Genomic DNA, 15,227 nt, shown 5'->3' with positions numbered 1-15,227 from the left:
CGTCTCGTCCTTCTATCCTCAACCGAACAGCGTCCGGCCGATCAGGTAACCGACGATGGGCAGCCCGCCCACCGACACCACCAGCACCGCCGCCTTCAACAGGCGGATGCGCCGTTCGTAATCATCCTTCTCGGCCTGCGTCTGCGAGCTGTCGGTGCGACGTAAACTCGCAACCACAACGCCCGTGACGAGCCGATACTCGATCAGGCCGACGACGAAGCCGATCAGGGCTCCGATCAGGCCGGCCTGCCCCGCCATCAGGGAGCGGGGCCCCAACCGGTGATCTGCAGCACCGCCGCCACGATCACGACGCAAGCCAGCGACAACGGCAGGAAGACCTTCCAGCCCAGCCGCATCAGCTGGTCGTAGCGGTAGCGCGGCACGAAGGCCTTCACCATGGCGAACATGAAGAAGACCATGCAGACCTTGAGCGCGAACCAGAACACGCCCGGCAGCCAGGTGAACGGTGCGATCGGGAACGGCGGCAGCCAGCCCCCGAGGAACAGGATCGTGGTCAGCGAGCACATGGTCATGATCGCCACGTATTCGCCGAGCATGAACAGCAGATACGGGGTCGAGGAGTACTCGACCATGAAGCCCGCGACGAGCTCGGATTCCGCCTCGGCCAGGTCGAAGGGCGGCCGGTTCGTCTCGGCCAGCGCCGAGATGAAGAAGACGATGAACATCGGGAAGAGCGGCAGCCAGTACCAGCCGAACAGGCCCGCCTTCGAGTTCTGCGCCTCGACGATCGCCGAGAGGTTCAGCGAGCCGACGCAGAGCAGCACGGTGACGATCACAAAGCCGATCGAGACCTCGTAGGAGACCATCTGCGCCGCCGAGCGCAGCGCGCTGAGGAACGGGTACTTCGAGTTCGAAGCCCAGCCGCCCATGATGATGCCGTAAACGCCGAGCGAGGAGATCGCGAAGATGTACAGGATGCCGACATTGATGTCGGCGATCGCCCAACCTTCCGCCACCGGGATCACCGCCCAGGCCGCCAGCGAGAGCATGCAGGAGATCAGCGGCGCCAGCAGGAATACGCCCTTGTTGGAGCCCGACGGGATGATCGGCTCCTTGAAGACGAATTTCAGCAGGTCGGCAAAGCTCTGCAGCAGGCCGAAGGGACCGACTACGTTCGGGCCACGGCGCAATTGCACCGCCGCCCAGATCTTGCGGTCGGCCAGCAGGATGAACGCGATGAAGACCAGCAGGCAGACCAGCAGCAGCAGGCTCTTGCCAGCGATGATCGCGAGATCGAGGACGAGGTCCCAGTTCATCTGAGGCTTACTCCGCCGCCTGGCGCATGCGGCCGGAGGCCAGCGCCGAGCATTCCGCCATCACCGCCGAAGCGCGGGCAATGGGGTTCGTGGTGTAGAAATCGGCGATGGCCGGAACGAAACCCGCCTTCTCGGTCGCGCCGCCCTGCCCCGCCAGCTTCGCCAGCCCGGCGCGGTCGCTCTCCGCCACCGTGTCGACGGCGGCGAAATGCGGATGGGCGGCATAGAGTTCGCGGCGCAGCGCCGACAGCGAGTCGAAGGGCAGCGCCTTGCCGAGCGAAGCAGAGAGCGCCCGCAGGATCGCCCAGTCCTCCTTGGCGTCGCCGGGCGGGAAGGTGGCTCGCGCCGCCATCTGCACCCGCCCCTCGGTGTTGACGTAGGTGCCGGACTTCTCGGTGTAGGTCGCGCCGGGCAGGATGACGTCGGCGCGATGGGCGCCCTTGTCGCCATGGCTGCCCTGGTAGATCACGAAGGCGCCGGCCGGCACCTCGATCTCGTCAGCGCCGAGCAAGAAGAGCACGTCGAGCGCGCCGGCCGCCGTCATGCCGGCGACATCGAGACCGCCCTCGCCCGGGACGAAGCCGAGATCGAGTGCGCCGACGCGGGCGGCTGCGGTATGCAGCACGCCAAAGCCGTTCCAGCCATCCTTGACCGCGCCGAGAACCTCGGCCGCCTTGGCCGCGAGCGAGAGCACGGCGGCACCGTCCTTGCGGGAGAGAGCGCCCTGCCCGACCAGCACCATCGGCCGCTCGCCGGCAGCCGCAGCGCGCTTGACCAGATCGGCCAGCGTCTCCGGCCCGGCGCCGAGATAGTCATAGGCATAGGTCAGGTCGACATTCTCGCCGATCAGCGAGACCTTGAAGTCGCCACGCAGCCAGCGCTTGCGGATGCGGGCATTGACGATCGGCGCCTCGCGACGCGGGTTCGAGCCGATGATCAGCAGCGAGGTCGCGTCCTCGATGCCGGCGATGCCGGTATTGAGGATGTAGCTGGCGCGGCCGAAGGCCGGGTCGAGCTTCGCACCGTCCTGGCGACAGTCGAGGTTGGTCGAGCCGAGGCCGGCGATCAGCGCCTTGAGGGCATAGATCTCCTCGACCGCAGCGAGATCACCGGCGATCGCGCCGATGCGCTCGGGCTTGGCGGCCTTGAGCTTGGAAGCGACCAGCGCGAGCGCCTCGGTCCAGCTTGCCGGGCGCAGCGCGCCGTTCTCGCGGATGTAGGGGCGGTCGAGACGCTGGGTCCTGAGCCCGTCGGCGATGTGGCGGGTCTTGTCGGAGATCCACTCCTCGTTGACCGCCTCGTTGATGCGCGGCAGCACGCGCATCACCTCACGGCCACGCGAGTCGACACGGATCGCCGAGCCGACCGCGTCCATCACGTCGATGGATTCGGTCTTGGTCAGCTCCCAGGGCCGGGCCTTGTTCTGGTAGGGCTTGGAGGTCAGCGCGCCGACCGGGCAGAGGTCGACGACATTGCCCTGCAGCTCCGAGCTCATCGCGTGCTCGAGATAGGTGGTGATCTCCATGTCCTCGCCGCGACCGATCGCGCCGAGGTCGGAGGCGCCGGCGACCTCGGTGGTGAAGCGAACGCAGCGCGTGCACTGGATGCAGCGCGTCATCGAGGTCTTGACCAGCGGGCCGATATACTTGTCCTCGACCGCGCGCTTGTTCTCGGCATAGCGCGAGGTGTCGACGCCGTAGGCCATGGCCTGGTCCTGCAGGTCGCACTCTCCGCCCTGGTCGCAGATCGGGCAGTCGAGCGGGTGGTTGATGAGCAGGAACTCCATCACCCCTTCGCGCGCCTTCTTGACCATGGGCGACTTGGTCAGCACGACCGGCGGCTCGCCATTCGGGCCGGGACGCAGATCGCGCACGCCGATGGCGCAGGACGCCTGCGGCTTCGGCGGGCCGCCCTTCACCTCGACCAGGCACATGCGGCAATTGCCGGCGATCGAGAGCCGCTCATGGAAGCAGAAGCGCGGCACCTCGGCGCCCGCCGCCTCGCAGGCCTGGAGCACGGTGTACTCCGGCGGAACGTCGACCTCGATGCCGTCGATGAGGAGTTTGGTCATGGTCTCACTCCGCCGCCATGAGCCTGACCGGCTCGCCATGCGGGTTGGCGGCATAGTCGTCGATGCGCTGCTCGATTTCGTGACGGAAATGATTGATCAGGCCCTGGATCGGCCAGGCAGCAGCATCGCCCAGCGCGCAGATGGTGTGGCCTTCGATCTGCTTCGACACATCGAGCAGCATGTCGATCTCGCGCTTCTGGGCGCGGCCTTCCGCCATGCGGTTGACGACGCGCCACATCCAGCCGGTGCCCTCGCGGCAGGGCGTGCACTGGCCGCAGCTCTCATGCTTGTAGAAGTAGCTGATGCGGGCGATGGCGCGGATGATGTCGGTCGACTTGTCCATCACGATCACCGCCGCCGTGCCGAGGCCCGACTTCAGCTTCGAGAGCGAGTCGAAATCCATCGGCGTGTCGATGATCTGCTCGGCCGGCACCATGCGCACCGAGGAGCCTCCGGGAATGACCGCCTTGAGATTGTCCCAGCCGCCGCGGATGCCGCCGCAATGGCGGTCGATCAGCTCGCGGAAGGTCAGGCCCATCGCCTCTTCGACGTTGCAGGGCTTGTTCACATGGCCGGAGACGCAGAACAGCTTGGTGCCGACATTGTTGGGCGTGCCGATCGAGGAGAACCAGCTGGCGCCGCGGCGCAGGATGGTTGGCGCGACCGCGATCGACTCGACGTTGTTGACGGTGGTCGGGCAGCCATAGAGGCCGACATTGGCCGGGAAAGGCGGCTTCAGCCGCGGCATGCCCTTCTTGCCCTCGAGGCTCTCCAGCAGCGCCGTCTCTTCGCCGCAGATATAGGCGCCGGCGCCGTGATGCACATAGAGATCAAAAGGATAGCCGTGCTTGTTGTTCTTGCCGATGAGGTTCGCCTCATAGGCCTCGTCGACGGCGCGCTGCAGCGCCTCGCGCTCGCGGACATATTCGCCGCGGATGTAGATGTAGGCGGCATGCGCGCCCATGGCGAAGGAAGCGATCAGGCAGCCCTCGACCAGCGTATGCGGGTCGTTGCGCATGATCTCGCGGTCCTTGCAGGTGCCGGGCTCCGACTCGTCGGCATTGACGACGAGGTAGTGCGGGCGCCCGTCGCTCTGCTTGGGCATGAACGACCATTTCAGGCCGGTCGGAAAGCCGGCGCCGCCGCGCCCGCGCAGGCCCGACTTCTTCATCTCGTCGATGATCCAGTCGCGCCCCTGCTCGAGCAGGAACTTGGTGCCGTCCCAGGCGCCACGTTGCATGGCGCCCTTCAGCGACAAGTCGTGGAGGCCGTAGAGATTGGTGAAGATGCGGTCGCGATCAGCAAGCATCGTTGTTCGCCTCAGTTCGCCGGCTTGTCGCCGAGCTTGCTCTCCGGCCGCCAGCCGGTAGCGAGCTTCTTCGCCTGCGAGATCCAGTCGTCACGGACCGCCCTGCCCTTGAAGCCGGTCAGCCGGGCATCGACCCAGGCGAGCTCGGCGGGGGTCCAGGCGGCAACCTGGTCGAAGTGCCAGATGCCCATCTCGTTGAGCATCTTGCCGAGCTTGGGACCGACGCCCCAGATCAGCTCGAGATCATCGCCCTTGCCGCCACGGGCCGCTGTGAGCAGTTCGGGCTTGGATTCAGCCACGGCAGGAGCCGGCTCGGCAGCAGCCGCGGCCTTGGCAGCCGGCGCCTTCGGAGCGTCGCTCTTGGCGGTGTCCTTGATCGCCTTGCCCGTCGCGGACGGGGTGTCCTGCGCGGCGCTGGCCGGCTGGTTCGGCTCGGACGGCTTGGGACGGGCCGGCGCAGCGGCCTCGGGGGCGGGCGCGGTCTTGACGTCGGTGGGGCCGGTCTTGGCCGTCGCGGCTGCAGTCTCGGCTTCCGCCTTGGCCTTGGCCTCAGCAGCAGCCTTCTCGCTGGCGATCCTAATAGCCGCCTCTTCACGCTGCGTCGTGATGCGCTTCTGCCAGTCGCCCAGGCCGATCATCGAGCCGTCGAACAGGGCCGGATCCTTCAGCGTGTCGCCGCCGCCGAGCGGCTCCGAGCAGGAACGGTCCACCTGCGGGCCGGGCTTGGTCGGGCGGCCGTCACGCAGGTCGCCGAGCAGCTTGCGGAAATTCTCGGGCGTCAGGTCTTCGTAATAGTCGAAATTGATCTGCGCCATCGGGGCGTTGCAGCAAGCGCCGAGGCACTCGACCTCGAGCCAGGACAGCTTGCCGTCGGCGGTGACGGTCGACTGCGGGCCGATCACCTCTTCGCAGACCTTCTTCAGGGCCTCGGCACCGCGCAGCGCGCAGGGCGTCGTGCCGCAGAGCTGGACGAAGTGCTGGCCCACCGGCTGCAGGCTGAACATGGTGTAGAAGGTCGCGACCTCCAGCACCCGCATCGGCGCCATGCCGAGCTTGCGGGCGACCTCCTCGATCGCGGCGCGTGGCAACCAGCCATCATGCTGCTCCTGGGCCTTCCAGAGGAGCGGGATCACGGCCGAGGCCTGGCGGCCTTCCGGGTACTTTGCGATCTGCTGGTCGGCCCAGTTCTCATTCGCCGCAGTGAAGGCGAAGGAGGCCGGCTGAACGTGATCGGGGGCGAGACGACGGACGGACATGTTCGATCCAACGGTTAATTCAGACCAACGCGGGCGCCTGCCTGCGGCCGTCCAGCGGAGCTGACACGGCAACTTGCATAGCCTTCATTAGGGCAAAGATAGACGGTTCCACCCTGCGGCTGCCGATAGATGTGCTCGGGCTTACCGCTGGCATAGCTGATGCCGCCGTATTCGAAACCAGCGTTCTTCAGGAACGGAATGCTGACATGACGCGGTATCGGGCGCAAATGCGGCGGGGTGCTGGGATAGCAATCGCCGACGGACATATAGACCTGCTTGCAATGGTATTCGGCACCATCAGCCCGCCGGTAGATGAAATACACGAAGGCCCCAACGCCGCCGCCGCCAACATAGCGAAATCCGGCCCCCTCGACTTGCTGAAGGCTTCGCCGCCCCGCCTCTCGCTGCTGCCTGAGCTGCTGATACCGCGAGACATTCCGCTGAGGCTCATATGCAGGCTGGGCCGCTGCCGGCTGTGCATCCACAAGCATAGCAGCCGGCGCGGCAAGCCACAGGCCGAGCGCGTATTGCCCGAACCGAACTCCACTCATGGCCGCGCTGCTCCTCACCGATCGACCTCGCCAAACACGATGTCGAGGGAGCCGAGGATCGCGGAGACGTCGGCGAGCATGTGCTTGCGGCACATGAAATCCATGGCCTGGAGATGGGCGAAGCCCGGCGCCTTGATCTTGCAGCGATAGGGCTTGTTGGTGCCGTCGGAGACGAGATAGACGCCGAATTCGCCCTTGGGCGCCTCGACGGCGGCGTAGACCTCGCCCTCGGGCACCTTGTAGCCCTCGGTGTAGAGCTTGAAGTGGTGGATCAGCGCTTCCATGGAGCGCTTCATCTCGCCGCGCTTGGGCGGCACCATCTTGCCGTCGAGCGAGGAGATCGGCCCGCCGCCATCGGCCGAGAGCAGCTTCTCGCAGCACTGCTTCATGATGCGCACAGACTGGCGCATCTCTTCCATGCGGATGCAGTAGCGGTCGTAGCAGTCGCCGTTCTTGCCGACGGGGATGTCGAATTCCATCTCCTCGTAGCACTCATACGGCTGCGACTTGCGCAGATCCCAGGGCGCGCCGGATCCGCGCACCATCACGCCCGAGAAGCCCCATTTCCAGCAGGTCTCAAGATCGACGACGCCGATGTCGACATTGCGCTGCTTGAAGATGCGGTTGTCGGTGAGCAGGCCTTCGAGGTCGTCGCAGACCTTGAGGAACGGGTCGCACCATTCGGCAATATCGTGGATTAGCGAGGTCGGCAGGTCCTGGTGGACGCCGCCCGGCCGGACATAGGCCGCATGCATGCGCGCGCCGCAGGCCCGCTCGTAGAAGATCATCAGCTTCTCGCGCTCCTCGAAGCCCCAGAGCGGCGGGGTGAGCGCGCCGACGTCCATCGCCTGCGTGGTGACGTTGAGGATGTGCGAGAGGATGCGGCCGATCTCGGAATAGAGCACGCGGATGAGCTGGCCGCGGCGCGGCACGGTCACGCCCATCAGCTTCTCGACGCCAAGCGCGAAGGCGTGCTCCTGGTTCATCGGCGCGACATAGTCGAGCCGGTCGAAATAGGGCACGGCCTGGAGATAGGTCTTGTGCTCGATCAGCTTCTCGGTGCCGCGATGCAGCAGGCCGATATGCGGGTCGACGCGCTCGACGATCTCGCCGTCGAGCTCCAGTACCAGGCGCAGCACGCCGTGCGCCGCCGGGTGCTGCGGGCCGAAATTGATCGAGAAATTGCGGATGTTGTGTTCGGTCATGTCCGGCCTTCCTGGGCGGCATGGAATTCGGCGATCACCTGCTCGCCGGTCTTGCGCCGGCGCTCGCCCGCGAAGGCGTAAAGATCAGGCTTCTCGTCGATGAAGATCTCTTCGGCGAAGACGAGATCGGAAGGGTTGTCGAGGCTCGGGAACGCCACCGCGACATGGCCCTCGCCGGAACGCTGGCGCCAGAACAGGCTGGTGCCGCAATTGCGGCAGAAGACACGCTCGCCCCATTCCGACGAGGTGTAGACGGCAAGATGCGTCTCGTCGGCGACCGCGACCTCCGTGCACGGCACGGTCATCAGCACGCCGCCGCTCCATTTGCGACACATGTCGCAATGGCAGACGTCCATCTCGGGCTTCGCCAGCGTCGCCGTGAAGCGCACCGAGCCGCAGAGACAGCCGCCTGAGAGTGTGTGGCCTTCGCCCATCCGCTCAGCCCGCCTTGGCCTTCTCGTCGCCCGGCAGGACGTATTCCGTCCCTTCCCAGGGCGAGAGGAAGTCGAAGTTGCGGAACTCCTGGTTCAACTTCACCGGCTCGTAGACCACGCGCTTCTGCTCGTCGTCATAGCGGACCTCGACGAAGCCGGTCAGCGGGAAGTCCTTGCGCAGCGGATAACCCTCGAAGCCGTAATCGGTGAGGATGCGGCGCAGGTCGGGGTGGTTCGAGAACAGGATGCCGTAGAAGTCGTAGGCCTCGCGCTCGTACCAGTTGGCCGCCGGGAAGACCTCGATCACGGACGGAACCGGGGTCGCCTCGTCGGCCTGGACCTTGACGCGGATACGCCGGTTATGACGCGGTGACAGCAGGTGGTAGACGACCTCGAAGCGCTTCTCGCGCTGCGGATAGTCGGCGCCGGCGATGTCGGTGAAATTGACGAAGCGGAAGCGCGGATCGTCATAGAGGGTCTTGAGGACCCTAACGATCTCGGCAGCCTCGGCGAGCACGGTCAGCTCGTCATAGGCGACGACGATGTCGGTCACCGCGCCGGGCAGCGCTGCCTTGATCTCTTCGCCCAATGTCACGAGCGCTTCGCTCATCGCATCATCCTTCGAGAATGACCTGGTGATGCGTCACCACGTCATCATAGCTCAACAGCACGGCGGCAGCCGCCGGCTCGACCACTGCTGCTTCCAGCTCCGGTTGGGCGAAAGCCGCGATCGCCGCCATGCTGTCCCAGCGGGTCTGCACGGTGATCTCGATCTCGCCGGCAACCGGGCGGTTGAGCAGCGCGATACCGCGAAAGCCGGCCAGCGCACGCAATTGCGGCAGCACCGAACCGGACAGGTGCGCGCGATAGGCGAGCGCTCCCTCCGGCGTGGCTCTTGCCCGCCATTGCCGCATCACGCTGGCGCCAGCCTCACTCACCGCTCGATCGTCCCGGTCCGCCGGATCTTCTTCTGCAGCAGCAGCACGCCATAGAGGAGCGCTTCCGCGGTCGGCGGGCAGCCCGGCACATAGACGTCAATCGGCACGATGCGGTCGCAGCCGCGCACCACCGAATAGCTGTAATGGTAGTAGCCGCCGCCATTGGCGCAGGAGCCCATCGAGATGACGTAACGCGGCTCCGGCATCTGGTCGTAGACCTTGCGCAGGGCCGGAGCCATCTTGTTGGTCAGGGTGCCGGCCACGATCATCACGTCGGACTGGCGCGGCGAGGCGCGCGGGGCGAAGCCGAAGCGCTCGACGTCGTAGCGCGGCATCGAGAGCTGCATCATCTCGACCGCGCAGCAGGCGAGCCCGAAGGTCATCCACATCAGCGAGCCGGTGCGGGCCCAGTTGATCAGGTCGTCGCTCGCCGTAACGAGGAAGCCCTTGTCGGCCAGCTCGTTGTTGATCTCGACGAAATAGGGATCGCGCGTGCCGAGCGGCTTGCCATCGGGACCAAGCAGGCCCCTGGGTGCCGGCGCGACGAGCGGATCACCGCGATCGATCGCTGTCATGGCCATCAGTTCGAACCTTTAGGTTTCGTCGAATGTAAGAACGCTACCGGGACGGTATCAGGTTTACGCGACAATTGGTCAGTCCCACTCGAGCGCGCCCTTGCGCCACTCGTAGACGAAGCCGACCGTCAGCACGCCGAGGAAAACCATCATCGACCAGAAGCCGACCCAGCCGAGGCCGCCGAAGGCAACCGCCCAGGGGAACAGGAAGGCGACCTCGAGGTCGAAGATGATGAAGAGGATGGCGACGAGGTAGAAGCGCACGTCGAACTTCATGCGCGCATCGTCGAAGGCGTTGAAGCCGCATTCATAGGCCGAGAGCTTCTCGGCATCCGGCTTGGAATAGGCCACGGCGAAGGGGGCGATCAGCAGCGCCAGGCCGATCACCAGCGACAGGCCGATGAAGATCGCCAGAGGCAGGTAGTCCGACAGCAGGGACTGCACAGGAAGAGCTTGCATCTGTCACCCCGCTTCAACCCGGCGCCGAGGCGGCGCCCTCAATCTCGCCAGTCGATTAGACCCTGCTTTAGAATCACGCAAGGGTTCGCCGCGCCGCACAACGCGGCTGTCGCCATGTCTTTGCCGCATATGTCGAGCGGGCATGCGAAAGTGTCATGATTCCCGGTCGTTTCAGCGCCAATTTTCGTGATCGGCCGCACCCGGCGCAAGGTGGTTGTCGCAGCGCGTCGAAGCATGGCAAACGGGGACGTAACGTCAGTCTTCGGCGCCGGCACGATTCGCCGGCAAGCACTGCCGATGCGTCAGGAAAGCGGTTGCGGGAATGCCGAGGCAAACAACGCATCGTGATCGCGGCTCCCGCACTGCTGCCTCATCATCAGCGCCCCGCACTTCATGATTGCTATGCGGAGAGTCGCGCTGGCCAGCGCCTGTGCCGCTGCGATGACGCTTGGCGGACCGGTCTCGGCGCAGCTGATGCTTGCGCCGCTGCCACCGGAGCGCCCGTTCGATCTCGACCTGCAAATCAAGCCGGGCGCGCCACCGATCGTCGTGCTCCCGCAGGCTCCAGTCGAGGCCAGCGTCGCGACGACGCCGGGGCCAGCGCCCACCCTCGCCCAGCCCGAGCCCGATGACGATGAGGGACCGGAGTGGCCGCAGCGCACGCCAGGGCAGACCGCCGAGGAGCCGCCCTTCGACCCCAATGAGAAGCCCGACAAGCCGGGCATCTCGACCGACCCCGGCACCTCGATCGTTTGCCTGCCGCCAGTCCTCAAGACGATCCTCGGCAAGATCTCGGACAAGTACGGGGCAGTCAAAGTGACCTCGACCTGGCGCCCGCCCTGGCGGGCGCGGCGCGGTTCCTATCACAAGCGCTGCGAGGCGATGGACTTCCGGGTGCCGGGCGTCAGGCCACGCACTGTCCTCGAATGGGCCCGCAATCTGCCCGAGGTCGGCGGCCATAAGGTCTACTGGAACGGGCTGATCCACATCGACACGGGGCCGCGCCGGCCCTGGTGAGTGAGCTCGGAGCGCTGCCTGGCTCAGACCTCCCTCACCGCCCCCCGAACCGCTTCCAGCGTTGCATCGACCACCGTCGCATCATGCTCCGAGGAGACGAACCAGGCGCCGCGCTCGAGCACGCGCACGCCGCGCCTGAGCAGCGCATGGGCGAAGCGGCCATAGGCGACCTTGTCCGAGCGGGCGACGTCCCGGTAGTTCCGCGCCGGCGCATCGAGGCCGAAGGCGACATGGAACATCAGCGGGAAGCCTGCGACCTGCGCCCTGATTCCCGCCTCCACCAGGATCGTGCGGATGCCGTCCTGCAGGCGCTGGCCATGGGCGGAGCTGCGCTCATAGTGCTCGGGCGTCAGCAGATTCTGCGTCGCAACCATCGCCGCCATCGCGATCGGCTGGGCGTTGAAGGTGCCGCCATGCAGCACGCCGTCGGCGAAGAGGTCGACAAGCTCGGCCCGGCCGGCAATCGCCGCAACCGGAAAACCGTTGGCGATCGCTTTCGCCATGATGGTGAGATCGGGCGTGACGCCGAAAAGCTCCTGGGCGCCGCCGCGGGCGAGGCGGAAGCCGGTGATGACCTCGTCGAAGATCAGCAGCGCGCCATGCCTGCGGCAGGCGGCGAGCGCGCCTTCGAGATAACCGGGTGCCGGGGCGATGGCGCCCTGGTTGCACATCGCCGGCTCCATCAGCACCGCCGCGACATCGCCTCTGGCAAGCCGGGCTTCCAGCGCTGCTAGATCGTTCCAGCCGAGGATGGAGAGCCCCTCGCCCGCTTCCGGGTCCTGGCCCTTGCTACCGATCACCGGGGTCGGGGCATCCTCCGGTCCGGCCGCATTCAGCCCCGGCGCAGTGGACCAGAGGATGTTGTCGAACCAGCCGTGATAGTGCCCCTCGAACTTCACGATGGTCCGCCGACCGGTGGCGGCGCGGGCGAGCTTTATCGCCGCCTGCGCCACCTCCGAGCCCGATGAGCCGAAGCGCAGCCGCTCGGCTGACGGGATACGCTCGCAGATCAGCTTCGCCGCCTCGTATTCGACCGGCGCCTGACCGGCGAAGAGAATGCCTTTTTCCGCCTGTTTCCGGACCGCTTCCAGCACTGGCGCGGGCGTGTGACCAAGCACGGTCGCGCCCATGCCGCAGTAGTAGTCGATGATCCGGTTGCGATCGACATCGATGAGATAGGCGCCCTCGCCGCGCTCGAAGACCAGTGGCCCCGGCGCCATGCCGAGGCGGAAATTGCTGTTCACCCCACCCGCGATGAAGCGCGCATTCTCGGCGATCCGCCGGGCCGATTCCTCGAAACGCATGGTGCCCGCCTGCTGGGTGCCGTTCGCTGCCAAGTCCGCCGCCTCCGCTGCAATCTGTACGAGCAGACCAAACCGTCTTGTCCGCGTAAAGGAACACGGGTTTCGTGTTGCGGAATTCAATGACGCTGGCTATGCCGACGGATCGTTCGGGAAACGACCGGAGCGGCCATGCCGAAAGCGAGCGAGAATCCTTACGTCGTGCAGCCGGTGATGAAGGCGCTGAGGGTGCTTGAGCTGGTCGCGCGTCACGGCCACGAGATCGCGCTCACCGCCGTCAGCAAGGAACTGCGGATCCCGAAGACGACGACGTTCCGCTATCTGCAGACACTGTCCGCCGCCGGCTTCCTCGACCACAACCGGGCGACGGATCGCTACACGCTCGGCCCGCAGATGCGTTCGATCGCTCGCGCCGATGCCAGCGTCAGCAAGATCCGTGCGCTCGCCCGGCCGGTGATGACCGAGCTGATGCACGAGTTCAACGAGACGGTGAACCTCGCGGTGAAGGGCAACGGCACGATCGTCTATATCGACCTGATCGAGGCCAACCGCTCGCTCAGGATGCAGGCGCGGATCGGCGACAGCCACCCGATGCACTCGACCGCGCTCGGCAAGGCGATTCTCGCCTTCCTGCCGGAGGCGGAACGGCAGCGCCAGCTCGACCTGCCGCTGACCGAGCGCACTGGCCGCACCCTGCTCGAACGTGAGGAGATCGAGCGGCAATTGCGCCAGGTCGCGCGCACCGGCTACGCCACCGAGATGGGCGAGAACGAGGACGGCGCGATGTGCATCGGCGCGCCGATCCTCGACGAGCACGGCTATCCCGTCGCCGCGCTGTCGATCTCGGCGCCATTGATGCGGATGCCGCATTCGCTCGCGGCCAAGGCCGGCGCACGCTTGCGCGAGATCGCGGCCGGGATTTCGGCCGGGCTCGGCTCCCAGCCATTGCCGACTGGCTGACGCCCGGCTCATCGGTATTCGATCCGCGGGTCGATCCAGGCGTAGAGCATGTCGACCGCGAGGTTGATCAGCATGTAGGCGATCAGGATCACCAGGATGCAGCCCTGGATCAGCGGATAGTCGCGGGTAGTGATTGCCTGGATCAAAAGGCGCCCCAGGCCGGGATAGGTGAAGACCGCCTCGGTCACCACGGCGCCGCCGATGAAATGCGCCATCATCAAACCGACGATGGTGACGAAGGGCAGCAGCGCGTTGCGCATGATGTGCAAGCCGACGACGCGCCTCTCGGGCACGCCCTTGGCGCGGGCGGTGCGGACGTAATCGGCCCGCGCCTCGCCGATCAGCGAGGCTCGCAGGAAGCGGCCGAGCACGCCCGAGACATAGACGCCGAGCGTCAACGCCGGCAGAGCCAGACTGCGCAGGGCATCAAGTGGCGCTTGCCAGAGCGGCACATAGCGCGAGGCCGAAGGCAGCCAGCGCAGCTCGACGGCGAAGAGCAGGATCAGCAGGATGCCGAGCCAGAAGGTCGGCACGCCGAGCGCCAGTGCGCTCCAGCCGCTGAGCACACGGTCGAGCCAGGAATTCGGCCTGACCGCGCTGGCGATCGCGACCGGGATGCCGATGACGAGCGCGACGAGAATGGCGCAGAGGGCGAGCTGCAGCGTCGCTGGCAGCCGCTCGCCGATCAGTTGGAGGACCGACTGGCGGCTGTGCAGCGACAGGCCGAAATCGCCGGCCAGCGCCCGGCCGAGCCAGTCGGCATATTGCACCACCATCGGCCGGTCGAAGCCGAAGCGCCGGGTCACCTCGGCGATCTCCTCCGCCGTGGCGTTCTCGCCGGCGATGACCGCGACCGGCCCGCCCGGTACGGCATAGATCATCGCGAAAATCGCGAAGGAGGCGATCAGCAGCACCGGCAGCATCTGGGCAAGGCGACGCAGGACGTAAGACGTCATCGCCGGCCCCCGATCGTCGCGCCGGAGGCATCAGTCTCGTCGCGGTCGAGGATCGCGGTCAGCGCCCGGCCGATCGTGTCGAAGGAGAGGATCGTCAGCGTCAGCACGAGGCCGGGCAGCACCGCATAGGTCGGCGCTTCATAGAGATAGGATTTGCCGGTGCGCAGCATCTCGCCCCAGCTCGGCGTCGGCGGCGGCACGCCGACCCCAAGGAATGCGAGCGCCGCCTCGAGCAGGATCGCGATCGAGGCGAGCACGATCGCCTGGACCACCAGTGGGCTGAGGATGTTGGGCAGCAGGGTCCGGACCATGATGTAGCCGGGCCCGCCGCCGAAGCTGCGCACCGCCATGACGAAGTCGAGCTGGCGCAGCGCCATCACCTGCGCCCGGGCGATGCGGGCAAAACCCGGTATGCCGGCGATGCCGACGGCGATCAGCGCCGCTCCCTGGCTGCGACCGAGGACCGCGATCAGCGCCATGGCGAAGAGGATGTTCGGCAGAGCGAGCAGCACGTCGATGCAGCGCATCAGCAAGGAGTCGCGCCAGTCGCCATAGAAGCCGGCGACGAGCCCGACCGGAATGCCGATCAGCGCCGCGATCAGGACGGCGCCGAAGGCGGTGACCAGCGAGGTGCGGGCGCCATAGACGACGCGGGCGAGGATGTCGCGGCCGAGTTCGTCGGTGCCGAACCAGGCCTCGGCCGAGGGCGGCTTCAGCGAATCCGCAATGCTCTGCGCCAGCGGGTCAAGCGGCAGCAAACCGGCGAAGATCGCGGTCAGCGCGACCAAAGCCAGGAAGGCGATACTCAAGGCCGGGCCGCGCCGGGCGAGCAGCCGGCGCAACAGGTTCCTCACGGCGGCCAATATCTCCATCATCGCGCGCCGCCGCGCAGGCTGTCAGCTGGCGGCGCCGCGCCCG

At 66.5% G+C, this 15,227-nt stretch carries 17 protein-coding genes; 2 read left to right on the top strand and 15 right to left on the bottom strand.

All coding sequences use genetic code 11. From position 1 onward, the window contains the following. Positions 1 to 18: 18 nt before the first annotated feature. The 12 genes from ACWIGM_RS18095 to ACWIGM_RS18040 form a co-directional block, all read right to left on the bottom strand. Positions 19 to 258 carry a hypothetical protein gene (locus ACWIGM_RS18095; RefSeq protein WP_454027344.1) on the bottom strand — a complete coding sequence of 80 codons (240 nt, stop codon included), beginning with the start codon at positions 256 to 258 and terminating at the stop codon, positions 19 to 21. Further along, complete coding sequence (gene nuoH, locus ACWIGM_RS18090) at positions 258 to 1,277, bottom strand: NADH-quinone oxidoreductase subunit NuoH (RefSeq protein ID WP_454027343.1); 1,020 nt, start codon at positions 1,275 to 1,277, stop codon at positions 258 to 260. The genes ACWIGM_RS18095 and nuoH overlap by 1 nt, the downstream gene beginning before the upstream one ends. A gap of 7 nt (positions 1,278 to 1,284) precedes the next feature. After that, a complete protein-coding gene (gene nuoG, locus ACWIGM_RS18085) occupies positions 1,285 to 3,348 on the bottom strand; it encodes an NADH-quinone oxidoreductase subunit NuoG (protein ID WP_454027342.1) in 2,064 nt (687 codons plus the stop codon). A 4-nt stretch (positions 3,349 to 3,352) separates the two neighbouring features. Further along, entirely contained in the window at positions 3,353 to 4,657 is a 1,305-nt protein-coding gene (gene nuoF, locus ACWIGM_RS18080) for an NADH-quinone oxidoreductase subunit NuoF (RefSeq protein ID WP_092154251.1), read from the bottom strand. An 11-nt stretch (positions 4,658 to 4,668) separates the two neighbouring features. Further along, positions 4,669 to 5,913: an NADH-quinone oxidoreductase subunit NuoE gene (gene nuoE, locus ACWIGM_RS18075; protein ID WP_454027341.1), complete on the bottom strand. Its 1,245-nt coding sequence runs from the start codon at positions 5,911 to 5,913 to the stop codon at positions 4,669 to 4,671. 14 nt (positions 5,914 to 5,927) lie between these two features. Next, a complete protein-coding gene (locus ACWIGM_RS18070) occupies positions 5,928 to 6,464 on the bottom strand; it encodes a hypothetical protein (protein WP_454027340.1) in 537 nt (178 codons plus the stop codon). A 14-nt stretch (positions 6,465 to 6,478) separates the two neighbouring features. Further along, complete coding sequence (locus ACWIGM_RS18065; protein WP_454027339.1) at positions 6,479 to 7,669, bottom strand: NADH-quinone oxidoreductase subunit D; 1,191 nt, start codon at positions 7,667 to 7,669, stop codon at positions 6,479 to 6,481. After that, entirely contained in the window at positions 7,666 to 8,103 is a 438-nt protein-coding gene (locus tag ACWIGM_RS18060) for a GFA family protein (protein ID WP_454027338.1), read from the bottom strand. The genes ACWIGM_RS18065 and ACWIGM_RS18060 overlap by 4 nt, the downstream gene beginning before the upstream one ends. A gap of 4 nt (positions 8,104 to 8,107) precedes the next feature. Next, positions 8,108 to 8,713, bottom strand: coding sequence for an NADH-quinone oxidoreductase subunit C (locus ACWIGM_RS18055; RefSeq protein ID WP_454027337.1), 606 nt, complete (start codon positions 8,711 to 8,713; stop codon positions 8,108 to 8,110). A gap of 4 nt (positions 8,714 to 8,717) precedes the next feature. After that, the gene (locus ACWIGM_RS18050; RefSeq protein ID WP_454027336.1) at positions 8,718 to 9,041 is read right to left on the bottom strand and encodes a hypothetical protein; all 324 of its coding nucleotides are present in this window, start codon (positions 9,039 to 9,041) and stop codon (positions 8,718 to 8,720) included. Further along, complete coding sequence (locus ACWIGM_RS18045; RefSeq protein WP_454027335.1) at positions 9,038 to 9,616, bottom strand: NuoB/complex I 20 kDa subunit family protein; 579 nt, start codon at positions 9,614 to 9,616, stop codon at positions 9,038 to 9,040. Before ACWIGM_RS18045 ends, ACWIGM_RS18050 begins: the two co-directional genes overlap by 4 nt. 78 nt (positions 9,617 to 9,694) lie before the next feature. Continuing rightward, positions 9,695 to 10,060: an NADH-quinone oxidoreductase subunit A gene (locus ACWIGM_RS18040; RefSeq protein WP_137880769.1), complete on the bottom strand. Its 366-nt coding sequence runs from the start codon at positions 10,058 to 10,060 to the stop codon at positions 9,695 to 9,697. Positions 10,061 to 10,477: 417 nt separating this feature from the next. Here ACWIGM_RS18040 and ACWIGM_RS18035 point away from each other — a divergent pair, with 417 nt between their 5' ends. Next, positions 10,478 to 11,092, top strand: a complete 615-nt coding sequence (locus ACWIGM_RS18035) for a YcbK family protein (RefSeq protein WP_454027334.1) — start codon at positions 10,478 to 10,480, stop codon at positions 11,090 to 11,092. 23 nt (positions 11,093 to 11,115) lie between these two features. On the opposite strand, the gene ACWIGM_RS18030 is transcribed toward ACWIGM_RS18035, so the two are convergent. Next, entirely contained in the window at positions 11,116 to 12,429 is a 1,314-nt protein-coding gene (locus tag ACWIGM_RS18030; RefSeq protein WP_454027333.1) for an aspartate aminotransferase family protein, read from the bottom strand. Positions 12,430 to 12,564: 135 nt separating this feature from the next. Between ACWIGM_RS18030 and ACWIGM_RS18025 the strand changes: the two genes are divergently transcribed. Further along, positions 12,565 to 13,353, top strand: a complete 789-nt coding sequence (locus ACWIGM_RS18025) for an IclR family transcriptional regulator (protein ID WP_454027332.1) — start codon at positions 12,565 to 12,567, stop codon at positions 13,351 to 13,353. 8 nt (positions 13,354 to 13,361) lie between these two features. Here ACWIGM_RS18025 and ACWIGM_RS18020 read toward each other — a convergent pair whose 3' ends face one another. Together ACWIGM_RS18020 and ACWIGM_RS18015 are read right to left on the bottom strand one after the other, a co-directional pair. Then, complete coding sequence (locus ACWIGM_RS18020; RefSeq protein ID WP_454027331.1) at positions 13,362 to 14,309, bottom strand: ABC transporter permease; 948 nt, start codon at positions 14,307 to 14,309, stop codon at positions 13,362 to 13,364. Further along, entirely contained in the window at positions 14,306 to 15,184 is an 879-nt protein-coding gene (locus ACWIGM_RS18015) for an ABC transporter permease (protein ID WP_454027330.1), read from the bottom strand. Before ACWIGM_RS18015 ends, ACWIGM_RS18020 begins: the two co-directional genes overlap by 4 nt. Between the last annotated feature and the right edge of the window lie 43 nt (positions 15,185 to 15,227).

This window comes from Allobosea sp. NPDC055332 (genome assembly GCF_053645455.1).
The sequence above is the reverse complement of the archived record's forward strand: the minus strand, read 5'-3'. Positions and strand labels throughout refer to the sequence as shown.